Below are 23,516 nucleotides of genomic sequence, written 5' to 3' on the forward strand. Positions count from 1 at the left end.
AAAACACAACAATCATCATGAGTGTCAAAATGAACGACTATGTGAAAAGCATGCCCCAACATGCCCCGCTGGTAGCCGACGAAACCCTCCTGCCTATCGGGGAACAGATCCAGACCTTCGCCCGCACCCAACCCGACAAAATCGCCCTGATCGACGAGAAAGGCGACACCGACTGGGCCGGCCTGGTGTCCCGCGTGAACCGCATGGCCAACCGGCTGCGCGCGTCCGGACTGAAAACCGGCGACACGGTTGCGGGTCTTTCGGAGAACAGCGCCGACTACATGATGCTGTATCTGGGTGTGCTGACCGCAGGTGGCTGCATGGTGCCGCTGTCGGGCATGGCGAGCGGCGAAACGCTGGCACTGATGGTGAACGACTGCGACGCCCGCTTCCTGTTCGTTTCACAGAAGAACGCGTCTTTATATGACGAGATTCGCGATCAGCTCGCAAACGTCACGGCCGACCTGCGGATTGGCATCGACTACGCACCGTCTGACAATGCTGTAACGCTCGACAGCTGGCTGGGCGACATTGACGACACCGCCAACCCGGCCCCGCTGTCGCTGGATGATCCGTTCAACATCATCTACAGCTCCGGCACCACCGGCACACCCAAAGGCATCCTCCATGACCATCGGTTCCGCTACCGTCAGATGCGGCGCATGGGAAGCTACGGGCTGAACAGCGAGGCCATCAACCTGGTGTCCACCCCGCTGTATTCCAACACCACGCTGGTCTCCGCCCTGCCCACCCTGTTCCACGGGGGCACGCTGGTGCTGATGGGCAAATTCAACGCCCACCGGTTCCTGGAACTGGCGGAGCAGCACCGGGTGACCCACGCCATGCTGGTGCCGGTGCAGTATCAGCGAATCCTGGCGGAGCCGGACTTCGACCGTTTCGACCTGTCGAGCTTCCAGCTGAAGCTGTCCACCAGCGCACCGTTACGGGCCGACGTTATCGGACAGGCCATGAAACGCTGGCCGGGCAATATCCGTGAGGTCTATGGGCTGACCGAGGGTGGCATCTCCACCAGCCTCGACTGCGGTGCATTCCCGGATAAGTGGGATTCCGTGGGCCAGCCCACCGAAGGTGCCGAAGTGCGGATCATCGACGAAGACGGGCATGAGCTACCCCAGGGCGAGATCGGCGAAATCGTGGGCCGGGCCGGCGCGATGATGCGCGGCTACTACCATCGCCAGGAGCAGACCGACGCCATGCTCTGGACCAGCCCGGAGGGTCTGAGTTTCTACCGCAGCGGCGATATGGGCCGGCTCGACGCCGACGACTTCCTTTATATCCTCGACCGCCGCAAGGACATGATCATCTCCGGTGGCTTCAACATCTATGCGGTGGACCTGGAAAAGGTCCTTCTGGAACACCCCGCCGTGGCGGATGCCGCGGTCATCGGCATCCCCAGTGAGCACTGGGGCGAAACGCCACTGGGACTGGTGGTGCGCAAGGTGGGCGAGAGCCTGACTGAAAGCGAGCTGCTGGAATGGGCCAACGCCAGGCAGGGTAAATCGCAACGGCTGGCCGGCATCGAATTCCGCGATGAGCTGCCCCGCAGCACCATCGGCAAAGTGCTCAAACGGGAACTGCGGGCGCCCTACTGGAAGCAGTGATCCCCCACACACATGTAGCAGATGCTTCAGCTTCTGAGCCGCCCAACGGGCGGCCTTCCTGCCCCAGACGTAACGTCAACAAAAGGGCCCTGACGGGCCCTCCGAAGCTAAAGCGTCGGCTACATGCTCATCGCTAACCTCATCCCTATTCCAAGCATAGGCATCCCAAAAGTTGGATGAGGGTATGGCAAGAAAGCCTGATCGAAACCAATGGGTGCCATCGCTGGAGCAGAGGACAGGATGTCCTCGTCGCATCAGCGGCCATGGACGGCCCTCTTAGGCGACGGAAGCGATGGTACCCATTGGTTTCAGACTCCCGATGTGTGTTTTGAGTGCATTCTACGATGCCCCAATGGGCATACGCCTCAAATTCGGAGCGTCAATGGCCGCCCTTTGGGCGGCTCAGAAGCTGAAGCGTCTGCTACATTGCTATTAAACTTCGGGGGTTATCGCTTCCCCATCCGGTCCAGAACCGCCCGACATTCATCCGACCGCAGCCGCCCGGCAAACACATCGCGTTCCCGCTCCAGGGCCGCGAATGCCTGGTCTTCCCAGGGGGCATGCATCAGCCGCTTGCTGGCCCGCAAGGCGTCCCGGGGCTTGTCCACCAGCTTACGGGCCTCGGTCAGGGCCACGGCTTCGGCCTCGCCGTCCGGCACACAACCGGTGGCCAGTCCGGCTTCCACGGCGGCCTTGCCATCCAGCGTCTCGCCAAACACCAGCAGATCCGTCGCGCGGCGGTAACCCATGCGCAGCGGGCCCATCACTGTCGAGGCGGCCTCCGGCGAGAGGCCCAAGTCGACGAACGGCGTGCGAAAACGGGCCGAGGCAGCCGCGATCACCATGTCGCAGTGAAACAGAAGGGTGGTGCCAATGCCGATGGCAATGCCTTCCACGGCGGCAATCACCGGCGTATCGCAACGCATCAGTCGCTCGATGAACGCCAGACCCGCCGACGGTTTGGGATCCGGATCGGTCGCCCGGGCACGGAAATCGTCCAGGTCGTTGCCGGCGGTGAACAGGCCGTCGCAGCCGGTGATGACAATGGCATGGATACTCTCGTCCGCGGCGGCGGCCTCTACCGCGTTGGACAGGGAGTCGTACATGGCGCGGGTCAGCGCATTCTTTTTCTCCGGGCGACGAAGGGTCAGCCGGGTGATGCCGGGTTCGCGGGTCACTTCGATCATGCCGGTTCTCCTCATTGTCAGGGCATGGCTCGCTCATTTTGCGAAATACTGTTTCACAAAAATACAATTTATTCTATGTTTGTGGACGACAACAACAAGGAGCCGACCCATGCCCCCATTCCACGAGATGAGCAGCTTTGCCCTGGCGGAGGGCATCCGCAGCCGAACGTTTACCGCCATCGCCGTCCTCGATCATTTCCTGGCTCGCATCGAGCGTTTCAATCCCGGCCTGAACGCCATCGTCGTGCTGCGCGCCGACGAGGCCCGCAAACAGGCGGAGGCCGCCGATGCCGCGGCCGAGCGGGGTGAAAGCTGGGGGCCGCTGCATGGGGTACCCATGACCATCAAGGAGACCTTCGAGATCGAGGGCTGGCCCACCACCGCCGGCTTCGAGAAGCTGCGCGACCACGTATCGCCCCGTACGGCTCCGGCTGTGGAACGGCTGCGTGCGGCAGGCGCCATCATCCTGGGCAAGACCAACGTGCCGGAACTGGCGGGCGACCTGCAAAGCTTCAACAGCATCTACGGCACCAGCAACAACCCGTGGGACACGAGCCGCACACCCGGCGGCTCCTCCGGCGGCGCCGCCGCGGCACTGGCCGCCGGCCTGACCCCGCTGGAGCTGGGCAGCGATATTGGCGGATCCATCCGCACGCCCGCGGCGTTCTGCGGCATCTACGGGCTGAAGACCACCTACGGTATCGTCCCGACACGGGGCCATGTACCGGGCACGCCCGGCAGTCGCGGCAAGCGGGATATCGCCGTCGCCGGGCCGATGGGCCGTCACCTGGAAGACCTGGACCAGGCCCTGGCGCTGCTGGCAGGACCGGATGAGGCGGAAGCCCCGGCCTGGCGACTCGAACTGCCCGGGCCCTCCACCGAGCGGTTGGCCGACCTGCGCGTGGCGGCCTGGCTGGACGACGCATTCTGCCCGGTCGACCAGGGCGTCCGGGGCGGGCTACAGACCTGCGTCGAGCTGCTGCGAGCCGAAGGCGCCCGGGTGGATGAGGAAGCCCGGCCGGATCAACTGACCCTGAAGTCCAACCATGCCCTGTATTACAACCTGCTCGCCGCCGCCATGGGCGCCGGCCTGAGCCCGAAAACCCGGGAGAAACTGCAGCCGCTTACCGAAGATCCGGACACCGACGACTACCGCAGCCGCTTTGCCCGGGGAGCCCTGCAGTCCCACGCCGACTGGCTGGCCGGTGACGAACAGAGGGCCCAATTGCAGCATCGCTGGAAACGGTTCTTCGAAACGTTCGACGCGGTGCTGTGCCCTGTGGTGAACACCCTGGCGTTCAGGCACGATCAGGAGACCGCCGCCACCGAGCGCACCCTGACCATCAACGGCCAGCCCCAGCCCTACATGGACGTGACCGTGTGGGCCGGCATTGCGGCGATTTCCGGGCTGCCCGCCCTGAGCCTGCCCGTGGGCTATTCTGACGAAGGACTGCCGCTGGCCGTGCAGCTGATCGGTCCGGCCTACAGCGATCGCAACCTGCTGCGGATCGGGCAGCTCCTGGCCCGGCACCTGCACCCGGACGGCCTCCCTTTCCCCCGGCTGTAAGTCGGGCGCCCGGGACGCGGGAAGATTCCACCCGCGTCCTATTGCAAAACGTGATGCGTATGATAAATTCGGAAAACAAAGATTCATTCTGCAGTCACAAGTACCGCAGAGCGAAACATAACGAATGACACAACAACAAAGAGGTCACGTCATGCCATCGCTAACCCTGTTCCGCAAGCAACTGACGGTGTTCGCGTCAGCGGCCACCCTGAGCCTGGGCGTGTTGTTCAGTGGCAGCGCCGCTGCTGCCGACACCATCACCTGGAAGGTACAGTCTCACTGGCCGGGTTCCAGCAGTTCCTACACCGACAGCCTGGAGCGCATCAAGCGTGTCATCGAAGAGCGCAGCGACGGCCGCCTGGAGCTCAAGCTTTACGAAGCCGGCGCGCTGTTCAAGGCCAAGCAGACTTTCGACGCGGTCAGCCGCGGCATCCTGGAAATGGGCACCATTTCCCCGTCCTACGCCCAGGACAAGATGACCCTGGCTGGCATCGCCTCCGGTCTGCCGTTTGCCTTCCGTCACGTGTGGGAAGCGGCCTACTTCCACAAGGGCCTCGGCTTCGAGCAGATGCTGCGTGATGAAGCCGCTCAATATGGCGTTTACTGGGCTACCGACAAAGTTTACCCGACCGAGATGGTGGTCAAGAAGCCGATCAAGAGCTGGGATGATTTCACGTCCCTGAAGCTGCGCTCCTCCGGTGCCCTGCAGAAATTCCTGACCGAGGCCGGTGCCGCCGCGTCCTATATTCCGGGCAGCGAACTCTACCCGGCCCTGGACAGTGGCGTGGTCGACGGTGCTCACTGGGGCGCGGCCCAGGGTGCGTACTCCATGGGTCTGTATGAAGTGGCCAAATACCACGTGAAGCCGGCCCTGAACATCGCCGGCACCGACGTCATCATCGTCAGCCAGAAGGCTCTGGACAAGCTGCCTGAGGACCTGCAGAACGTTGTGAAGCAGGCGCTGGAAGAAGAATTCTGGTTCCGCACCAACGAGTACCAGTACAAAGAGCAGCTGGCCCTGGCCAAGGCCGAGAAAGAAGAAGGTGTCCAGGTCAACACCCTGCCGGACGACGTCCAGAAGCGCCTGACCCAGGTCGCTCAGAAAATGTGGGACGAGGAAGGCGAGCGTAGCGAGCGCTCCAAGAAAGCACTGGCTATGCTGAAAGACTACCTGCGTCAGCTGGGTTACCTGTAACACCCGTCAACACAGACCGGCGGGCCCCGCTCGCCGGTTTTTCCCGTTCCTGAAGACCCGATATTCCCCCGGAGGACACCATGCGTGCGCTGACCGCATTCATGAATGGGGTCACCCGACTCAATGATTTCATTGGGCGCTGGGTTTCCCTGCTCGTCTTTGCCATGTTTGCCTTCCTGCTCCTTGAGGTCGGCTTCCGCTACCTGCTCGGCTCACCCACCGTCTGGACCAACGAACTGACCCAGATGCTGTTTGGTGTCTACGCCGTTATGTCCGGCGGCTACATCATGGCCCACCGGGGGCACGTGAATGTCGATCTCCTCTATTCCCATCTGGGCCCGCGGGTCCAGGCCGGGCTCGACATCTTCACGTCCACCATGTTTTTCGCCTTCACCCTGGCGCTGTTCTACTTCGGTTACGACATGGCCAGTGAATCCGTGGCCAGTTTCGAAACCACCTATTCCGCCTGGAACCCGCCGATCTGGCCGGTGAAGGTGGCGATTCCCCTGGGCACTGGCCTGCTGATCCTGCAGGGCGTGGTCAAGCTGCTGCAGGACATCGCCATTGCCCTGGACCTGGATTACTACAAACCTTCCGAGACCGATGACGAGCAGGGAGACGTGTTGTGAGCATTGAAGTCCTGACCCTGCTGTTTTTCGGCGCGCTGCTGTTCTTCCTGGTCCTCGGCCTGCCGCTGACCTTTGTCCTGGGCGGCGTGTCCGTCGTCTTCCTCTATTTCACCTGGGGTTTCGACTCCTTCTTTATGGTGGCTTCGCAGATCTGGAGCACCATGGAGAGTTTCACCCTGGTGGCGATTCCCCTGTTCGTCTTCATGGCGATGATCCTGGAACGCACCGGCGTCGCCAATGACCTCTACCGCATGATGCACCTGTGGTGGGGCGGCGTTCGCGGTGGCCTGGCCATCGGTACGCTGGGGATCTGTGCGCTGTTTGCCGCCATGTGTGGCATCAGTGGCGCGGCCGTGGTGGCCATGGGCACCATCGCGCTGCCATCAATGCTGGAACGGGGCTACGACAAGAACATGGCGCTGGGCTGCATCAATACCGGCGGCGGTTGGGGCATCCTGATTCCACCCAGCATTCTGATGATCCTGTACTCGCTGATCACCGGCGTGTCCGTGGGCAAGATGTTTGCGGCGGGTATCCTGCCGGGCGTCCTGCTGATGGTGCTGACCACGGCCTACATCATCATCCGCTGCTACCTGCAGCCGCACCTGGCGCCGGCCCTGCCGCCGGAAGAGCGGGCGAGTTGGGGCGAGAAGTTCCGCGCCCTGCGGGCGGTCATCCTGCCGATCGCCATTGTGGTGATGGTGCTCGGCTCCATCATCGGCGGGATCACCACGCCGACGGAGGCCGCTGCTGTGGGCGTGCTGGGCGCGCTGATCTCCGCTATGGTCTACCGCAAGTTCACCTGGTCACTCATGCACGAGGCGGCGATTCGCACGTTCAAGCTGACCGGCATGATCATGTGGATCCTGTTCGCGGCCCACGCGTTCAGTGCCGCCTACCAGAGCATGGGCGCGCAGGAGCTGATCGAAGGCCTGATGGAAATGATCCCGGGCGGTCCCTGGGGCGTCATCCTGTCGATGATGCTGATTGTCTTCCTGCTGGCCATGGTGCTGGATCCGGTGGGCATCATGCTGATCACGTTGCCGGTGTTCATGCCCATCGTGGAAGGTCTGGGCTTCGATCCGATCTGGTTCGGCATCCTGTTCGTGATCAATATGGAAATCGGCTACATGACACCGCCGTTCGGCTTCAACCTGTTCTACCTGAAAGGCGTGGTGCCGCCGAGCATCACCATGCAGGACATCTACAAGTCGATCATTCCGTTCGTACTGGTTCAGGTGTTGGGCATGGGGATCATCATGGTGTTCCCGGATATCGCCACCTACCTGCCGGACCTGTTCTTCTGAGCCGCGACCGTTGAGCCGCTGTTGCCACCGGCAGCGGCGGCTCAACGCCGGATTTGCGGTAGCATTCTGTTACGCATGACTCATTGATTCTGTTCAATTTTCAAACTTAAATAGTGATACTCCGATCACACTATGAATCAAACGACCTATAACCAAAAACGCTAGCGCTTCAGAGCAGCCCCACGCTCGATGACGCCCCATTCCAGGAAGTTCATCATGCGACTGCCCCAGTTTTTCACGTCCCTCTCGATTGGACGCAAACTCGGTATCGGCTTTGCGATCCTGATCATCCTCTCGGTTATTACCGGCTCAATCGGCCTCACCGCCCTGGACAACTACGCCGATCGCGGTGATGTGGTGGGCCTGGTCGGCGCCATGGAAACCAACCTGTTGCAGGCCCGTCTGGCGGAGAAATCCTTCCTGATGGAAGCCGCCGACGACGACCTGGCCAAAGCCCGAAAGCAAAGCGCCGCGGCCGGCCAGATGGCCGAATCCCTGAGTCATCAGGTGAGCAACAGCACCGACCAGGCCCGACTCGCCACGGTCATTGACGGCTCTGCCCACTACGGAGAGCTGCTGGCCGATGTCGGCGCAACCCAGGCGGCGCGGGACGAAACCATCAAGACCCTGGCGATGGACGCGCGTAAAACCGAAAGCCGCCTGAGCACCGAAGATCAGCTCTACGTCGCCAGCGCCGCCCTCAAGCAGATGCGCCGCAGTGAGCGCAATTTCCTGATCGAGGGCGACGACAAGGCCATCAAGGCATTTGACGATGCGAACAGCCGGGCCCTGAAATCCGTCAAATCCTCCTTTGTCGACAAATCCGTCAAAGAGGAAGTCAGCGGCCTGTTCCAGGCCTACAGCGACAGTTTCCACAGTGCCGTCGATCAGGTTCGGAAGACCCACACGCTCGAGCAGGACATGATCGATACGGCGCGTTCAATCCTGCAGGCAACCAACGACATGAAGCAGGACCAGCTGGCGAAGATGAAGAGCGATCACCAGTCGGCCATCGTCATGATTGCGGTGACCATGGTGATCGTGATCCTGATGGGCATCGGGCTGGCCTGGGTGCTCGGTCGCTCCATCGTGCGTCCGATTCGCGAAGCGGTGGATGTGGCGTCCAAGGTGGCGTCCGGCGACCTGCGCCAGCAGGTCAGCAGCAACCGCAAGGACGAGCTGGGACAACTGCTCAGCGCCCTGGGCGGCATGGTCACGAACCTGCGCGCGTTGGTGCAGGGCATTGACCAGGGCTCCAACGACATCGCCGCTTCAACAGGCGAACTGTCCACGGTCACCGAACAAACCAGCCTGGGCATGACCCAGCAGCGCGATCAGACCGACCAGGTCGCCACCGCCATGAATGAAATGGTGGCCACCGTCAGCGAAGTGGCGCGCAGCGCGGAGGAAGCCTTCTCCGCCGCGAACCAGGCCAGCCAGACCGCCACCGACGGGGAAACCGCGGTGGGCGAAACCCTGGCTTACGTCAGCGAACTGAACACACTGGTTGAGGACGTCATGCAGAAGCTCAATGGCCTGCAGGCGGACACCCAGAACATCGGTACCGTGCTCGACGTCATCAAGTCGGTGGCGGAACAGACCAATCTGCTGGCGCTGAACGCGGCGATCGAAGCAGCCCGTGCCGGCGAACAGGGGCGCGGTTTTGCGGTGGTCGCGGACGAAGTACGCTCCCTGGCCCAGCGCACGCAGAGCTCGGCGACGGAGATCGAGACGCTGATCACCAATCTGGTCAGCAGCGCAGAGAGTTCCGTGACGGCCATGGAATCCGGCACCCGCCTGGCCGGGCAGACCCTGGACAGCGCACGCACCACCGGCCAGACCATTGAAGCGATTGCCAGCGCGGTGGAACAGATCCGCCAGCTCAACAGTCAGATCGCCACGGCGGCGGAAGAACAGTCGTCGGTGGCCGAGGACATCAACCACAACGTCACGAGCATCCGGGACATCAGCGACCAGTCCGCCACGGCGGCCACCCAGGTGGCGTCGTCCTCAACGGAGCTCGCGCAGTTGGGCGAGAACCTGCGCCGTCAGGTGGCGCAGTTCAGCGTACAGTAGGCAGGATGGCGGCCGGCCCCACGGGCCGGCCAACGTTGATCAGTTGGTACGCGCAGCCGCCTGTTCCGCTGCCTGCAATGTTTTCTCTCCCACCGCAGACGCATACTCCTGCCACAACGGCTTCATCGCCGCCTGCCAGTCGGACAGTTCCTGGGGTGTCGGCTTCACCAGGGTGACGCCACGGGCGTTCTTCAGCGCTTCACGATCGTTCATGCTCTTGGCCTTGGCCACCGCATTGCCGTAGCCCAGCGCGTTGCTCATGGCATAACTGAAGTGGCGACGCTCGTCGTCGGTCAGGCTCTGCCAGAAGGTCGCGTTGGTGATCACCATGTAATCCAGCACACCGTGGTTGGATTCCATGATGTAGGGCTGGTATTCGTAAAAGCGTTTCGAGTAGATGTTGGACCAGGTGTTTTCCTGCCCCTGGATCCGGTCATCCGCCAGCGCCTGATACACGTCGGAGAACGCCATCGGGACCGGTATGGCATTGATGGTTTCGAACTGTTTTTTCAGCACGTCGGAATTCATGATGCGAAAGCGCAGGCCCGCCAGGTCGCCCGGCTCACGGAACGGTTTGTTGGCGGACAGCTGCTTGAGCCCGTTATGCAGATAGCCCAGACCGACAATGCCTTCCTGCGTCATGCTCGTCAGCAGGGATTGGCCGGTGGCGCTCTGCTGGAATTGCTCGACCGCGTCCATATTGGGGAACAGGAACGGGAGATCGAAGACTTTCAGTTTCTGGGTGTAGGCATCGAACTTGGAGACCGACGGCGCCGCAAACTGGATGCGACCGTCGGCAATCGCACTGACCGCCTCGTTGTCGTCCATCAGGGTGCCGTTGGGGTGGATCTCGATGCGAAACCGATCGCCCATCTTGCGCTCGACAATCTTCTTGAACATCTCCGCCATCTTGCCCTTGGGGGTATCCGGGCTCACGACATGGGAAAAGACGAGCGTGCGGGGTTCAGCCGACAGGGCGAGAGGCAGCGCCAGCAGAATCGCCAGCGCCATCCGGGGGAAAATCCGTGTCATCAATTTGCTCCTGAGTCTTGTTTCTTTTTATCGGGACTGCCAAAAGGCTTCTAATCGGTAGCAATTGTGAGACCAGTCACAGGAACAGCGGCTTTAACCGCCCCGGGCAACCGTTGCGTTACGTGATGGATTCATTCAGCAACAAACGGACACGTGCAACCGGCTGGAATGGGTAACTATTCACCCATTCCCCCGTATTGATGGGCGAACATTCACCCATTATTTGGAGCCATGGAAAAGTCGAGCGTTCCGGAAAGCGAGCGAACAAGCGGTGCCTGAGCGGGGGAAGCAAATGGGTGGAAACCCACCCATTCGCGAACGGATTGATCAGGGAGCAACTACATCTTGCCGTGGGGCGGGCCAACCTTGTCGAGATACTCGCCGTAGCCGGCCGCCGCCATCTGATCCTTGGGAATGAATCGCAGGGCCGCCGAGTTCATGCAGTAACGCAATCCGGTGGGTTGCGGGCCATCCTTGAAGACGTGCCCCAGATGGGAGTCCGCCACACGGCTGCGGATTTCAGTGCGGGTCATGAAGAAGGACTTGTCCTCTTTTTCCACCACCGCGTTGGGCTCGATCGGCTGAGTGAAACTCGGCCAGCCCGTGCCCGATTTGTACTTGTCCGCCGAGGAGAACAGGGGCTCGCCGGAGACCACATCCACATAGATCCCTTCTTTCTTGTTGTCCCAGTAGGCGTTATCGAACGCCGGTTCGGTGCCGTCCTCCTGGGTCACCTTGTACTGCATGGGCGTCAGCGTCGACTTCAACTTCTTGTCGCTCGGCTTGACGAAGCTGGCTTCCTTGAAGCCCAGGCTATCGGCACCGGCTTTCGCCTGATCTTCACCGCCGGCCGCCATGTTATCCGGGCGGTACTTCGACCAGTCGACTTTCTGGTCCTCGCCCCAGACCCGGTCGATAAACTGGTAACGGCCGGAGTTGAAGGTATAGAACTTGTAGCGGACCGGATTCTTCTTGTAGTAATCCTGATGGTATTTTTCCGCCACGTAGAAGGTACTGAAGGGCGTGATTTCGATCACCACCGGCTTGTCATAGCGGCCGGACTCGTCCAACGCCTTGACCGCGGCTTCGGCCAGCCGTTTCTGCTCGGCATTGTGATAGAAGATCGCCGGACGGTACTGGTTGCCGCGGTCGACAAACTGGCCTTTGGCGTCGGTCGGATCCATAAATCGGAAGAAGCCCTGGAGCAGCCCCTCGTACGTGATCTTCTTCGGATCGTAGTAGACCTGGACCGATTCCGTGTGCCCGGTGGTGCCGGAAGAGACTTCCTCATAAGTGGGATTTTCCTTGTCCCCACCGGTATAGCCGGAGACGGCCTCGACCACGCCGGGAATCTTCTCGAAACCGGCTTCAACACACCAGAAGCAGCCACCCGCGAAGGTCGCCACTTTCAGTGACGGATCGTTCGGCGCGTATTCGCCATCCGCCTTTTCATCATCCGCCATGCTGACCTGCAGCCCGGCCAGACTGGCCAGCAGGATCAACAGGGCGGCCACAAGTGTCCGTTTCATGCTACTCACCTCATGGGGTCTCAAGGGTTGAGACTCTACTTTCGCGCGAAAATTTCACGCGGTTTTCTCCCGGATGTTACGAATTCATAACGGCTTCGGTTTCCCGGGCGGCGGATTCCAGAGGCAGCTGAATCGTAAACGCAGCACCACCCCCGGCGCGGTTGTACACGTCGATGCGGCCGCCCTGCAGCACCATGATGCGTTTGGCAATCGCCAGGCCCAGGCCCGCATGACCGGGCTCGTCGCGGTTCTCGCCGCGATACAGGGCGTCGAAGACGTGGGGCAGATCCGCTTCGCTGATGCCCGGCCCGGCATCGGACACGGTGACAGTCAGCCAGTCGTCGTCCGCCGCCAGATCGAGCGTGACCTCACGCCCGGACGGGCTGTATTCGAGGGCGTTGCGGATCAGGTTATCCAGCACGCGCTCGGTCATCCCCAGATCCCCCAACACCCGGGGCAACGTCATGGAGCCGGTGACCTGCAGGCGGATGTCCCGCTTGGCGGCCTCGTGGCCGTGCTTCTGGGCCACGTCGTGGATCAGCTCAGCCGGCACGAAGGGTTCAAGCCGGGGCTGTTTCTCCCGGGCTTCCAGGGCGGCCAACTCGAACAGTTCATCCACCAGATGGCTCAGACGACGCCCCTCTTCCAGAGCGATATCCAGGAAACGGGCTTGTTCATCGGGCGACAGGCTGTCGCGTTTCATGCGCAGGCTTTCCACATAACCTTGCATCGAGGCCAGCGGCGTGCGCAGATCGTGGGACACCTGGGCGATCAGGCGCCGGCGCAAAGCGTCCTTTTCCTGGAGCTGTTCGATCTGGGAGGCAATGCGATCCGCCATGCGGTCGAACGTCATGCCCAGATAGTCGATCTCGTCATGGCCCCGGCCGCGTTCGTCCGCCCAGCGCAGGCGATCCGGACGCAGGCCGTCGGCCTGTTCGAACTGCTCCACCAGTCGGGTCAGGCGGGTGAGCCGGCGAGTCAGCAGACGGAACACCCAGAGCCCGGCCAGCAGTCCGAACAGCAGACTGACCGCCATGGCCCAGGCGCTCATGCTGATGAAGTGGCCTTCCCGCGCCATCATTTCCACCGAGTCGTATTCCTCCCCGCGCAGGACCACGTAGAGGTACCCCTGCAGGTTGCTGGCTGAGGGCACCGGGGTGACGGAAAACACTTTCTGCCGGTCGTGGCTGCGGGGATCATCGCCCAGCACCGGATACGCTTTCCTGTCGTCGAGCAGCTTGTGGATCGGGCCCAGGGAGACGCGATTGCGCTTGATTTTGGCCGGGTCCGCGGAATAGGACAGGATCTTGCCCTGGGGATCGAGCAGGTAGATCTCGATGCTGGGGTTGATCGTCATGTAGAGGGCGAACAGCTTTTTCAGCGCCGACTGATCGATGCGCCCTTCGTCCACCAGGTTGCGGTCGGAGACCAGGTCCCGCGCCAGATCCCGGTTCAGCTCCTGATTGACGGAGGCATAGTACTCTCTCAGGGAAAACGTACTGACCACGGTATAGACCAGCCCCACCGCCACCAGCAGCACGAACAGGCCCGCCGCCAGGCGGGTGTACAACGATTTCAGCATGGGTCAGTCCCGGAAACGATAGCCCACCCCCCAGACCGTCTGGATGTAGTAGGGGTCGGAGGGGTCGCGCTCAATCTTGCCGCGCAGGCGGTTGATATGGGTGTTGACGGTGTGCTCGTAGCCTTCGTGGTTGTAGCCCCACACCGCATCCAGCAGTTGGGTGCGACTGAACACACGGCCCGGCTGGCGTGCGAAGTGGAACAGCAGGTCGAATTCGCGGGCGGTCAGGTCCACCTCTTCGCCGTTCACGGTGACCTTGCGCCGGTCCGGATCGATGATCAGGCCGTCCACCTCGATCCGGCCGCCGGCGACATCCGGATCGGCGGGGGCAGACAGGGCGTCCACCCGGCGGAACAGCGCTTTGATGCGGGCGGCCAGTTCCGCCACGCTGAACGGTTTGGTCAGGTAGTCGTCGGCCCCCATTTCCAGTCCCAGCACCCGGTCCAGTTCGGTGGTCTTGGCGGTGAGCATCAGCACGGGCACGTAACCGGGGCCGGAGCGGATCTCCCGGCAGATGGACAGGCCGTCCAGGCCCGGCAGCATCAGGTCGAGGACCACCAGGTCGATGCCACCCTCCCTGTACCGGGCCAGGCCCTCGTCACCCCGGGTGACCAGGATGGCCTCGCAGCCCAGGTCTTCGATGTGCATCCGGACCAGTTGGCCGATGCCGGGGTTATCCTCGATGATCAGTACGGTTCGGGTCATGGAGACGTCTCTCTAGCGGGCGGACCGAGGACCGTGCCGTTGCCCGTGGCACGGCCCCGGACGGTTACATGCTGTCCTGTTTGTCGTCGGACATCCCATCGTCCTTCATCATGTCATCCTTTTTCATTTCATCCTGTTGCATGTCGTCCTGCATCATCTCATCTTTTTTCATCTCGTCCTGACTCATGCCCTCGTCCTGCATCATCTTGTCCTGCTTCATATCGTCATGCTGCATGCCATCATCCTGCATCATGTCGTCCTGGTTCTTGTCGCCTTTCATCATGTCGTCCGCCTGGGCCAGGCCGGCGCCGAGGCCGAACAGGGCGGTGGTGAGTGCGAAGGCGATCGGGGTCAGTTTCTTCATGGTGCGTTCTCCTTGTCATCCGAACCCGCGGCCGCATGCCGTGGGTGTCACGATGCAGAATGGAGGACAGCACTCACAGGCCCATCACGGAGGCCTAAAGACTCTATAAAGGAAAGATCACAAAAGCATCACGGGCAAGAAATGACAGACACATGGGCTTGGGAGTTGAGCAGGCCTGCAAGCTCGCTTCCATCCAACCTTTGAGGTACCGCAACTATGTCAAATGCGATATGGATCAACCCCACACCCTCGCGGGAGAGGGTTGGGCGGTCCGACGCATCGGAGAGGGGGAATCGCTTTTCCCGAGGGCCCTACTCAGCCGCCCCACTCAACGCCAACCGCCCCCGCGAAAACCGGGCGTTCACCCACAGCGACAGCGCCATCACCGCCCCGCCGGCCAGCAACCGGCCCAGATCGGCATCACGGTTCCAGATCAGCAGGTTCACCAGCAAACCCGCCGGCACCAGCGCGTTGTTCATGATCGCCAGGGTGCCGGCGTCCACCAGGCAGGCGCCCCGATTCCACAGGAATAGGCCGATGCCGGAGGCCGCCAGCCCGAGCCAGGTCAGGATGCCCCACTGCAACGCGGTGTGCGGCAGCTTGTCGGGATTGCCGAAGATCAGGAACGACGGCAGGGCGAACACGAGCGCCCCGGCGTAGAAGTAACCGAAGAAACGGTACAGCGGGATCTCGGTCGGGAAGCGCTGGATCAGGTGTTTGTAGCCCACCTGTCCCGCTGCGAATGTGGCGTTGGCCACCTGAAGCAGGAGGAAGCCGGTAAGGAAGTCCTCACTCAATCCGTCGTAGCGGATAATGCCCGCGCCGAGTGTGGCAATCGCCGCAGCGACCAGGGCCATGGGCGAAAAGCGCCGGTTGAGGGCGTCGTCGATCAGGGTGACGTAGAGTGGCGTGAAGATGGTGAACAGCAGCACTTCCGGCACGCTCAGGTAGGCGAACGAGCGGTACAGACACAGGTAGGTAATCCCGAACTGCAGCGCGCCGACGACGGTCACGCCGGTTTTCAGCTCCCAGCGCACGCCGCGCCAGCGGGTCAACGGCAGGAAGGCCAGGCCGGCCAGCACCACGCGGCTCATCACCGCAAAATCGCTGTCCACGTGACCGGCCAGGAACTCACCGATCAGGCTGAAAGAAAAGGCCCAGAGAACCGTTACGAAAACCAGCAGCGCCACAGAAAACTCCCTAAACGGCAAAAGGTGGATAACCCGGAAATGCAGCAACGGCGGGATCAATGGGAACGGGTTCGATTCTCGCTTGAGCCGATGTAGCGGACGCTTCAGCTTCCGAGCAGGCCGCAGGCCTGCCGATATACCCGGGGCCCTGGCGGGCCCTCCGAAGCTGAAGCGTCGGCTACATCGAAACGCCAACCGCACGGCATCTTCTCAGGCCGCGCAGTATACGGGATTGAGAGGGGAAGTGTCGCGACGACCGTCAGGCCAGAAACTCGCGACGATACTGCGGATCCGTCTTGAAGCGCCCGCCCAGCGCCATCGTCTCGGTACTGGAGCTGGTGTCCTGCACGCCGCGGGCTTTCACGCAGTAGTGGGTCGCGTCGATGTGGACCGCCACGTCCTCCACTTCCAGCAGGGTCTGCAACGCCACCAGGATCTGGTGGGTCAGTCGCTCCTGCACCTGCGGGCGCTGGGCGAAGAAGCGCACGATGCGGTTGATCTTGGACAGGCCGATCACCTTGTCCTTCGGCAGGTACGCCACCCGGGCCAGGCCGTCGATGGTGACGAAGTGGTGCTCGCAGGTGCTGGTCAAGCTGATGTCACGCACCTTGACCATCTCTTCCACCCCCATCTTGTTCTCAATCTGGGTGATCTTGGGGAACTGGCTGTAATCCAGGCCGGCGAAGATCTCGTCCACGTACATGCGGGCGATGCGCGCCGGCGTGTCCATCAGACTGTCGTCGGTCAGGTCCAGACCCAGGGTCTCGGCGACCCGGGCCATCAGGTCCGAGATGCGCTCGACTTTCTGGTCACGGGACAGGCGGTTATCCACCATCGGTGTTTCCAGCCCCTGCTCCACCAACGCCGATCGCACCGCCAGCGCTTCCTGGCTCAAGCTGGATACCGCTACGGACTGGCCGTCAAGAAAGGATGAGGTCTGCAATTGCTGCGACATGGGAAAGCCTCTGCCCTGATTTCTGCACACATTGACGCTATCTACGCTGGCGCCCGCAGGTGGATTACTTTGACGGCCACCGCCGTTGACCTGGATCGCGTAAACCAGGCCAGCCTGCCGGACCCCGTTAGGGTGTTCCGGAGAAAGGCGGCAATTATCCTTGTCACGGGAAAGAAGCGCAAAAAAAGATCGCATAAGACCGCGATAGTCAGGCCCTATGCGACGAAGGGAAGACCAGCCGGTTGCGGCTATCAACCGGCTGCAAGACTCACTGGATATCTTTGAGCAGCGCCTGGATTTCCTGGCGGCGGCCGGCGTCGGCGACCGGTCGTTCGGGACGGTCCGGCGCGGCCAGGGCGCGCTCCAGGTAGACCTTGGCCCGTTCGGGCTGGTCCTGGTCGACCAGGTAATCCCCGTAGAAGTAGTTGGGATCGATCCCGTTCGGATTGATCTTCAGGGCCGCTCGCAGGTGCTCTTCCGCCTTTTCATCGTCACCGAAGGAAATCGGCCAGCCCGGCACTTTGTAGTAGAGGCTGCCAAGGGAGGTGTGGGCGGATCCCTCGAGCGCGTTCTCATCGATCTTCAGCGCCTTTTCCAGGGACGCTTTGGCGTCCTTCACCAGACCCAGGGCACCCAGGCCGCCCTTGGCGCCGGCATAGGTGCTGAGAATGATGCCCTGCCAGATCAGCGGCTCAGCCCGGTCCGGGTAGGCCTTCACGAAGGCTTCCGCCTCGGGGACGAGATCCTTGAAGGCTTTCTCGCGGGCATCGTCGCCTTTCACTTCGTAATTCACGTGGGCCCAGTCACGCTGGACTTTCAGCAGGTCCTGGTCGAGGTTCGCGGCCTGGGCCTGGCCAAAGGCCAGCAGCGTCAGGACCATTGCGGCCGTCCAATGGATCAGGGTTTTCATGAAGACACTCCGGATTGCAGGAAACGACGGATAATGGGCAACTGTTTGAGCATGGCGCGATCCACCAGCCGCGGCAGTATCCCGTTGAGACGAACGAACAGCTTTTCAGGCCAGCCCAGGTAACGACGCTGCTGGTCGCTCTTCATGGCGGCCAGGATTTCCCCGGCAACGGCTTCCGGCGAATCCATCCGATTGCCCAGGGCGGCGTTGAGCTCGTTGACCGCGGTCGGATTCATCGACGTCTGGGTCGCCCGGGGCGCAACGTAAAGCACCTGTATCGCGGTATCCGCAAGTTCCCGGCGCAGGGATTCGCTGAAGCCCCGCACGCCAAATTTGGTGGCGCAGTAGACGCCATAGCCGGGAAAGCCGATGCTGCCGAAGGTGGAACCCACAAAGACCAACGCGCCGCGCCCCTGACGCCGGAAACGCGGCACGAAGTGATGGGCCACCAGGATAGCGCTGCGCAGGTTGACGCTGAGCAGGCTGTCCAGCGCCGCCACCGGCAGGTCCTCGATACCGGTGAAGATGTTCTGCCCGGCGCAGTGAATCACACCGTCAATGTCGGGATAGGCTTTCGACAGATCCGCCAGCACCCGGGGCAGGTCCGGCGCAGCCAGGTCGAGACTGACCTGCTCCACGCCATCGGCCCGACCGACCATCGGCTTGGGGTGGCGACTGGCCACAATGACCCGGCTGCCGGCTTCCACCAGCGGCTGGATCAGGGCCTGGCCGATGCCGCCACTGCCGCCCAGCAGCAGGAAAACGCGGTTACGCAGTTCCATACAGTCGACTCTCCTCCTGGTCGGGCAAGGGTATGGCGTGCAGCATGTCGCCGTACAACCGGTACACCACCTTGGCGGTGTCCACGATCGCCGCCTGATCAGCCGGGTCGGTGATGCTGTCCATCAGGTTGCGGAAAAAGTCGAAGTGGTCCTGGTCCAGGCTGCCGTGGGAATAGAGGTAGCTGAAGGCCTGGTTGGGCAGCCCCAGGTGCTTCTGGATCTGCTGGCCCATCGGCGTGGCCAGCGACACGCTGGTGCCCTCCAGCACCTGGACCATGCCGAACAGACCAACCGGGTTGCCCCGGGCAATCAGGTCATACAGGTAGGACACCATCAGACGGATCGGCAAATCCGGCGTGCCATGACGTACGGCGTCAGCCTCGGCGCCGCAGGCGGTGAGGTCGTTCAGGATCCACTCGTGGTGGCCGTACTCTTCCTCGATGTATTCCACCAGGGCCTTGCGCACGTGTTCCAGACGCTCCGGCAAACGACCGCCACAGGCCATCATCAACGGCGCCGTGTGTTTGACGTGGTGATAGGCCTGGCTCAGGAAGTATGTGTAGCTGTCCAGGGTAAAGCGCCCTTCCTGGATGGCCCCCATCACCGGTGCGCCGATCACGTGCGCCCGGTCCGGTTCGGTCTGTGCCTGGAGTTGGTCAAAGAAAGCCATGGATCATTCCTCGTGGTTCTGGATCAGCCGCAACGGGCTTCGGATAGGGTGATGGCGGCCGGATCGCTTTGTTCAGCGGCCGCCAGCAGCTCACCGAGATCGGCCATTAAACGGGGCCGGATCAGGCGGCCATTGGGAGTAACGTGCCCCTGATGCGGTGACAACGGTTCACGGCGGATATAGAGCTGTGACAAGCGGGCGTAGTCCGGAAGCGTCCGATTCAGCTCCGCCACGGCACGCGCCACGGCGTCACTGTCCCGGCTGTCGGCTATCACCAACAGGGCACGGGGTCTCGGCTCACCGTCACCAAATACCAGCGCCTGTCGCGCGCCGACAGACTGCACCAGCTCACTCTCCAGCCACTCGGGATTGATATTGCGACCGTAGCTGGTGATCAGCAGGTTCTTGGAACGGCCGTTAACGACCAGGAAGCCATCGTCATCGAACCGGCCCAGATCGCCGGTAGCCAGAGGCTCCCGGGGACGTCGTTCATCGCCCAGATACCCCAGGTGGGTATTGCCGCGCACCAGGATCTCGCCCAGATTGCTCACCGACACCTCGACATGGGAGAGCGGCTTGCCCACGCAACCGGGCCGGTTGGCATCGGGGCCGTTGAGTGCCACCACCGAGCCACACTCGGACAGGCCATAGCCTTCATAGAGCGGCAGGCCCTGAGCGTCGGCGCGATCCAGCAACGCCGTCGAGACCTTACCGCCTCCCACAGCCAGGAAGCGGAAGCGCAGTCCCGATAGTGCGCCCTGTTCCGCGGCGGTCACCAGCAGCGTGGCCAGCTCCGGCACCAGGATCAGCGAATCGGGCTGACAGGCGTGCAAGGCCTGCAGCAACTTCGGCACATCCAGCTGGCTGCTGCCGGTGAAGCCCAGCTGGCTGACTGGCCAGACATGGACCGTCGCCCCCAGGGACAAAGGCAGATAGACGCCGGCGACGTTCTCCAGCAGCGTCGCCAGCGGCAGCACACAGAGGTGGCGTCGAATGCCGAGGGAGCCGACCCGCTCTGCCAGTGCCCGGACCGTCGCATCCTGATGCTCGCCGGACAGGCAGACGCCGCGTGGGGTGCCCGTGCTGCCAGAGGTAAAGGTGATCTTGGCCGTACCTGCCGGCACATGGCCTTCAACGCCGGTCGTGTGCAGCGTCCGCAGGCAGACCGGCCCCCAGATCGGGACCGATTCGATATCGCCTGACGGCAAATCCGCAGGGCGACCGAACAGCAGCCCCTGTAATCCGGCGCTGTCGCACAGATGCTGCACCTGTTTCTCTGAAAAGAAACCGGGGACCGGCACACACACCAGCTCGGCCAGACGGCAGGCCAGATCCGCAATGATCCACCCCGGACTGTTGTCACCACACAGACCCAGCCGCTGCAGGCCACTCTCACGCAGGCGCTCTGCCAGCACTTCCACGGCCGTCATCAGTTCTTCGTAAGTGAAGCGTTCATCCGGCGACTTCAGGGCAATGGCGTCGGGCTGCTCCATCACCCGCTGCAAGACGGTATCAAGCAGTGAGCTCATAGCGCCCTCCCGCAGCTGGCACCCGGTGGATGTGCCGCAGCAGGCCCAGTCGCGTGAGGGCATCATGGCCCGAGGGCACATGAGCCACCATGACCATGGGCGAGTGCTGGTAATAGCGGCCCCAGCCGCGGCCCTTGTCAGGCAGGCGCGCAGGATCGGCGTTGCCGACGATCTCGGTGCGGATGCCCATCCGATCGAAGCTGTTTCGCAGGTGTGACGTGCCGGTAAAGGCGATCCACTGCACGTCGCGGTCGGCGAGCCAGATGGTCAGTAGCGGGAACAGGAACCGGCTGACGCCGGGCTCGACCCCGGCCAGGTGCGCCACTTCGATAATGGAAGAGCGGGCGGAACCGTCCGGAATGGCGGACTCGATCGGCCCGTCCAGGTAATCCTCGAGAAACAGGCGTTCTTCGGCGGCGCAACGGACACCCACCGCAGCGGATACCCGGTTTTCGGGACTCAGCAGGGCCATCAGGCTGGCAATACGTAGGCGTGGTCGCGCACCATAGGCATCCAGGAAGCGGCTTTGAATGAATCGGATGACATGCTCTTCGGCAGGCGAATCCGGGCTGACGGAACACAGGCTACGACCGGCCAGACTGAGTGCGGGACGAAAATCCTCGGGCCACACAAGCCGGTCCGGATGAGGCATGGAATCAGGCATGGGTCATCGGTCTCTCTCGTCAGATTGGATCAGACTAGGGGACCGGTCTTAATGAAAGCTTAATGTCAATGGTTTTTCATTTGGCCTATTCGGGATCGTGTACTAGTTTTGATAAAACTCGTTAAAGGCCATTAATTCAGCAAGTTAAATCTTTCAGAACGGTGACGCCACCTATCGGCGTCTGTAAAGGGTGTCACTGAGAGACCTCATACAAGGAGAATTACACCGCCGATGCCTGACTTTCTGCCCTTCTCCCGTCCCAGCATAGCGGATGAAGAAATCGAGGCTGTCACAGCCGTCCTGCGCTCTGGCTGGATCACGACCGGCCCGAAAAACCAAGAACTCGAAGACGCATTTTGCCGCATGGTTAAGGGTCAGCACGCCATCGCTGTCTCTTCAGCAACGGGGGGTATGCACGTCACTCTCATGGCTCTGGATATCGGCCCCGGAGACGAAGTCATTACGCCGTCCCAGACCTGGGTCTCCACCGTCAACCTGATTTGTCTGCTCGGTGCGCAACCCGTTTTTGTGGATGTCGATCGAGAGACCCTGATGGTCGAACCGGAAGCGGTCGAAGCAGCCATTACGGAGCGTACTCGTGCCATCATCCCCGTTCATTACGCTGGCGCCCCCGCCGATCTGGACCCCATCCATGAGCTGTCGCAACGCCATGGCATTCCAGTGATCGAGGATGCTGCACACGCGGCCGGCACCCTTTACAAGGGGCACCCTATTGGTCAGCAGGGCACCGCCGTCTTTTCATTCCATGCCATCAAGAACATGACGTGCGCTGAGGGCGGCCTGGTGGTCACCGACAACGACGCCCTGGCGGAGCGCATTCGCCGCCTGAAATTCCACGGCCTCGGCGCCGATGCATTCGACCGCGCGATCCAAGGACGCAAGCCGCAGGCGGAAGTTCTGGAACCGGGTCTTAAATACAACCTGGCTGACATTAACGCCGCGCTGGCGCTGGTGCAGTTGAGGCGACTTGATGACATCAATGCCAGGCGGGCCGAGCTCGCCGCCCGTTATCGGGAACAACTGCGTGATGTACCGGTCAAGCCGTTGGGGTTGCCGGAATACGACCACCACCATGCCTGGCACCTTTTTATGGTGCGGGTGGATAAGGACACCGCTGGCATCGACCGGGCAGCCTTCATGGACGCCTTGCAGAAACGCAACATTGGCACTGGCATCCACTTTCGGGCGGTCCATACCCAAAAATATTATCGCGAACGGTTACCAGACCTGAGACTGCCCAACACGGAATGGAACTCCGACAGGCTGTGCACATTACCGCTGTTCCCCGATATGACCCCGGCCGATGTGGACCGGGTTGTTACCGCCATCAAGGAATCATTGGAAGAGTCACGTGGATCAACAAAATAAGATTGAAAAAGTCTCTGTTGTTATTCCGGTCTATAACGAGGAAGCCAGCCTGCCTGAGCTGATAAGCCGCACCACCGCAGCTTGCCAGTCGCTGGGAATAGACTATGAAGTCATACTGATCGATGACGGCAGCCAAGACCGCTCCATGGCCTTGATGCTTGAAGCGTCTGAAGCGACCGATAGTCACGTGGTCTCCGTGATCCTGAACCGCAATTATGGCCAGCATTCGGCCATCATGGCCGGTTTCAACGAGGCCACGGGCGATTTGGTCGTGACGCTCGATGCAGATCTTCAGAATCCGCCCGAGGAAATTCCGCGTCTGGTCGAGACCGCCGATCAAGGTTACGACGTGGTCGGCACCGTGCGTCAGCAGAGACAGGACACCCTGTTCCGACGACTGTCCTCCAAAATCATCAATGCGTCGGTGAAAAGAGCCACGGGCGTGTCCATGACGGACTATGGCTGCATGCTTCGGGCCTATCGCCGCCCGATCATCGACGCCATGCTAGTGTACTTTAACAAAAGTTCGTCTTATTATTGATTTTGTCGGACAGCCGAGCGATTGACGCAATGATTTGATTGGCTGTTTTACGCCAGACAAACGGCTTGGGATCGTCGTTGTAGGTCGCAAG

20 protein-coding genes and 2 pseudogenes are annotated in these 23,516 nt (G+C 61.7%); 8 read left to right on the top strand and 14 right to left on the bottom strand.

The features are described 5' to 3' along the window. The first annotated feature begins 29 nt into the window (after positions 1 to 29). Positions 30 to 1,622, top strand: coding sequence for a class I adenylate-forming enzyme family protein (locus EZI54_RS16745; protein ID WP_131483030.1), 1,593 nt, complete (start codon positions 30 to 32; stop codon positions 1,620 to 1,622). 446 nt (positions 1,623 to 2,068) lie between these two features. Here the strand turns inward: EZI54_RS16745 and EZI54_RS16750 are convergent, their stop codons facing one another. Continuing rightward, a complete protein-coding gene (locus EZI54_RS16750) occupies positions 2,069 to 2,809 on the bottom strand; it encodes an enoyl-CoA hydratase/isomerase family protein (RefSeq protein WP_131483031.1) in 741 nt (246 codons plus the stop codon). A 109-nt stretch (positions 2,810 to 2,918) separates the two neighbouring features. Between EZI54_RS16750 and EZI54_RS16755 the strand changes: the two genes are divergently transcribed. The 5 genes from EZI54_RS16755 to EZI54_RS16775 all read left to right on the top strand — a co-directional run bounded on the left by EZI54_RS16755 (position 2,919) and on the right by EZI54_RS16775 (position 9,583). Beyond that, a complete protein-coding gene (locus tag EZI54_RS16755; RefSeq protein WP_131483032.1) occupies positions 2,919 to 4,376 on the top strand; it encodes an amidase in 1,458 nt (485 codons plus the stop codon). 151 nt (positions 4,377 to 4,527) lie between these two features. Then, positions 4,528 to 5,571 (top strand): TRAP transporter substrate-binding protein DctP, encoded by a 1,044-nt coding sequence (gene dctP, locus EZI54_RS16760; protein WP_131483033.1) that lies wholly within the window; start codon positions 4,528 to 4,530, stop codon positions 5,569 to 5,571. 80 nt (positions 5,572 to 5,651) lie between these two features. Continuing rightward, complete coding sequence (locus EZI54_RS16765; protein ID WP_123635593.1) at positions 5,652 to 6,200, top strand: TRAP transporter small permease subunit; 549 nt, start codon at positions 5,652 to 5,654, stop codon at positions 6,198 to 6,200. Then, positions 6,197 to 7,507, top strand: a complete 1,311-nt coding sequence (locus tag EZI54_RS16770) for a TRAP transporter large permease (RefSeq protein WP_131483034.1) — start codon at positions 6,197 to 6,199, stop codon at positions 7,505 to 7,507. The genes EZI54_RS16765 and EZI54_RS16770 overlap by 4 nt, the downstream gene beginning before the upstream one ends. 216 nt (positions 7,508 to 7,723) lie before the next feature. Beyond that, positions 7,724 to 9,583: a methyl-accepting chemotaxis protein gene (locus tag EZI54_RS16775; protein WP_131483035.1), complete on the top strand. Its 1,860-nt coding sequence runs from the start codon at positions 7,724 to 7,726 to the stop codon at positions 9,581 to 9,583. Between the two features lie 39 nt (positions 9,584 to 9,622). On the opposite strand, the gene EZI54_RS16780 is transcribed toward EZI54_RS16775, so the two are convergent. The 12 genes from EZI54_RS16780 to EZI54_RS16830 form a co-directional block, all read right to left on the bottom strand. After that, entirely contained in the window at positions 9,623 to 10,615 is a 993-nt protein-coding gene (locus EZI54_RS16780; RefSeq protein WP_131483036.1) for a DctP family TRAP transporter solute-binding subunit, read from the bottom strand. 338 nt (positions 10,616 to 10,953) lie between these two features. Then, a complete protein-coding gene (msrB, locus tag EZI54_RS16785) occupies positions 10,954 to 12,144 on the bottom strand; it encodes a peptide-methionine (R)-S-oxide reductase MsrB (RefSeq protein ID WP_131483037.1) in 1,191 nt (396 codons plus the stop codon). Between the two features lie 76 nt (positions 12,145 to 12,220). Then, positions 12,221 to 13,726, bottom strand: a complete 1,506-nt coding sequence (locus EZI54_RS16790) for a sensor histidine kinase (RefSeq protein WP_131483038.1) — start codon at positions 13,724 to 13,726, stop codon at positions 12,221 to 12,223. 3 nt (positions 13,727 to 13,729) lie between these two features. After that, positions 13,730 to 14,431, bottom strand: a complete 702-nt coding sequence (locus EZI54_RS16795) for a response regulator transcription factor (RefSeq protein WP_131483039.1) — start codon at positions 14,429 to 14,431, stop codon at positions 13,730 to 13,732. Positions 14,432 to 14,495: 64 nt separating this feature from the next. Beyond that, positions 14,496 to 14,795: a hypothetical protein gene (locus EZI54_RS16800; protein ID WP_131483040.1), complete on the bottom strand. Its 300-nt coding sequence runs from the start codon at positions 14,793 to 14,795 to the stop codon at positions 14,496 to 14,498. A 311-nt stretch (positions 14,796 to 15,106) separates the two neighbouring features. Beyond that, positions 15,107 to 15,985, bottom strand: a complete 879-nt coding sequence (locus EZI54_RS16805) for a carboxylate/amino acid/amine transporter (protein WP_131483041.1) — start codon at positions 15,983 to 15,985, stop codon at positions 15,107 to 15,109. A gap of 259 nt (positions 15,986 to 16,244) precedes the next feature. Further along, positions 16,245 to 16,940, bottom strand: a complete 696-nt coding sequence (gene folE, locus EZI54_RS16810; RefSeq protein ID WP_131483042.1) for a GTP cyclohydrolase I FolE — start codon at positions 16,938 to 16,940, stop codon at positions 16,245 to 16,247. A 268-nt stretch (positions 16,941 to 17,208) separates the two neighbouring features. Beyond that, entirely contained in the window at positions 17,209 to 17,850 is a 642-nt protein-coding gene (locus EZI54_RS16815; protein ID WP_207389249.1) for a tetratricopeptide repeat protein, read from the bottom strand. Further along, positions 17,847 to 18,632 (bottom strand): SDR family oxidoreductase, encoded by a 786-nt coding sequence (locus EZI54_RS16820; RefSeq protein WP_123635603.1) that lies wholly within the window; start codon positions 18,630 to 18,632, stop codon positions 17,847 to 17,849. Before EZI54_RS16820 ends, EZI54_RS16815 begins: the two co-directional genes overlap by 4 nt. Further along, the gene (locus tag EZI54_RS24480; RefSeq protein WP_165495774.1) at positions 18,619 to 19,302 is read right to left on the bottom strand and encodes an iron-containing redox enzyme family protein; all 684 of its coding nucleotides are present in this window, start codon (positions 19,300 to 19,302) and stop codon (positions 18,619 to 18,621) included. The genes EZI54_RS16820 and EZI54_RS24480 overlap by 14 nt, the downstream gene beginning before the upstream one ends. 23 nt (positions 19,303 to 19,325) lie before the next feature. Next, complete coding sequence (locus EZI54_RS16825) at positions 19,326 to 20,831, bottom strand: AMP-binding protein (RefSeq protein ID WP_165495775.1); 1,506 nt, start codon at positions 20,829 to 20,831, stop codon at positions 19,326 to 19,328. Beyond that, on the bottom strand, positions 20,815 to 21,495 hold the full coding sequence (locus tag EZI54_RS16830; protein WP_131483043.1) for a thermostable hemolysin: 681 nt from the start codon (positions 21,493 to 21,495) through the stop codon (positions 20,815 to 20,817). Before EZI54_RS16830 ends, EZI54_RS16825 begins: the two co-directional genes overlap by 17 nt. Positions 21,496 to 21,726: 231 nt before the next feature. Here EZI54_RS16830 and arnB point away from each other — a divergent pair, with 231 nt between their 5' ends. Continuing rightward, positions 21,727 to 22,884: a UDP-4-amino-4-deoxy-L-arabinose aminotransferase gene (gene arnB, locus EZI54_RS16835; protein WP_131483044.1), complete on the top strand. Its 1,158-nt coding sequence runs from the start codon at positions 21,727 to 21,729 to the stop codon at positions 22,882 to 22,884. Between the two features lies 1 nt (position 22,885). Then, positions 22,886 to 23,413 (top strand): annotated as a pseudogene (locus tag EZI54_RS16840) (glycosyltransferase); the annotation flags it as partial. Here the strand turns inward: EZI54_RS16840 and EZI54_RS25470 are convergent. Next, positions 23,400 to 23,516, bottom strand: a pseudogene (locus tag EZI54_RS25470) (IS630 family transposase); the annotation flags it as partial. The pseudogenes EZI54_RS16840 and EZI54_RS25470 overlap by 14 nt on opposite strands.

Source organism: Marinobacter halodurans (assembly GCF_004327985.1).
In the GTDB taxonomy this organism is placed as follows: Bacteria; Pseudomonadota; Gammaproteobacteria; order Pseudomonadales; family Oleiphilaceae; genus Marinobacter_A; species Marinobacter_A halodurans.

What these genes read in the sequence shown, in the direction of transcription:
- EZI54_RS16750 (WP_131483031.1), bottom strand. Translation starts at nt 2,809, where the DNA reads ATGATCGAAGTGACCCGCGAACCCGGCATCACCCGGCTGACCCTTCGT.
- EZI54_RS16765 (WP_123635593.1), top strand. Translation starts at nt 5,652, where the DNA reads ATGCGTGCGCTGACCGCATTCATGAATGGGGTCACCCGACTCAATGAT.
- EZI54_RS16755 (WP_131483032.1), top strand. Translation starts at nt 2,919, where the DNA reads ATGCCCCCATTCCACGAGATGAGCAGCTTTGCCCTGGCGGAGGGCATC.
- msrB (WP_131483037.1), bottom strand. Translation starts at nt 12,144, where the DNA reads ATGAAACGGACACTTGTGGCCGCCCTGTTGATCCTGCTGGCCAGTCTG.
- EZI54_RS16800 (WP_131483040.1), bottom strand. Translation starts at nt 14,795, where the DNA reads ATGAAGAAACTGACCCCGATCGCCTTCGCACTCACCACCGCCCTGTTC.
- EZI54_RS16830 (WP_131483043.1), bottom strand. Translation starts at nt 21,495, where the DNA reads ATGCCTGATTCCATGCCTCATCCGGACCGGCTTGTGTGGCCCGAGGAT.
- EZI54_RS16775 (WP_131483035.1), top strand. Translation starts at nt 7,724, where the DNA reads ATGCGACTGCCCCAGTTTTTCACGTCCCTCTCGATTGGACGCAAACTC.
- EZI54_RS16790 (WP_131483038.1), bottom strand. Translation starts at nt 13,726, where the DNA reads ATGCTGAAATCGTTGTACACCCGCCTGGCGGCGGGCCTGTTCGTGCTG.
- EZI54_RS24480 (WP_165495774.1), bottom strand. Translation starts at nt 19,302, where the DNA reads ATGGCTTTCTTTGACCAACTCCAGGCACAGACCGAACCGGACCGGGCG.
- dctP (WP_131483033.1), top strand. Translation starts at nt 4,528, where the DNA reads ATGCCATCGCTAACCCTGTTCCGCAAGCAACTGACGGTGTTCGCGTCA.
- EZI54_RS16825 (WP_165495775.1), bottom strand. Translation starts at nt 20,831, where the DNA reads ATGAGCTCACTGCTTGATACCGTCTTGCAGCGGGTGATGGAGCAGCCC.
- EZI54_RS16820 (WP_123635603.1), bottom strand. Translation starts at nt 18,632, where the DNA reads ATGGAACTGCGTAACCGCGTTTTCCTGCTGCTGGGCGGCAGTGGCGGC.
- EZI54_RS16780 (WP_131483036.1), bottom strand. Translation starts at nt 10,615, where the DNA reads ATGACACGGATTTTCCCCCGGATGGCGCTGGCGATTCTGCTGGCGCTG.
- EZI54_RS16795 (WP_131483039.1), bottom strand. Translation starts at nt 14,431, where the DNA reads ATGACCCGAACCGTACTGATCATCGAGGATAACCCCGGCATCGGCCAA.
- EZI54_RS16745 (WP_131483030.1), top strand. Translation starts at nt 30, where the DNA reads ATGAACGACTATGTGAAAAGCATGCCCCAACATGCCCCGCTGGTAGCC.
- folE (WP_131483042.1), bottom strand. Translation starts at nt 16,940, where the DNA reads ATGTCGCAGCAATTGCAGACCTCATCCTTTCTTGACGGCCAGTCCGTA.
- EZI54_RS16815 (WP_207389249.1), bottom strand. Translation starts at nt 17,850, where the DNA reads ATGAAAACCCTGATCCATTGGACGGCCGCAATGGTCCTGACGCTGCTG.
- arnB (WP_131483044.1), top strand. Translation starts at nt 21,727, where the DNA reads ATGCCTGACTTTCTGCCCTTCTCCCGTCCCAGCATAGCGGATGAAGAA.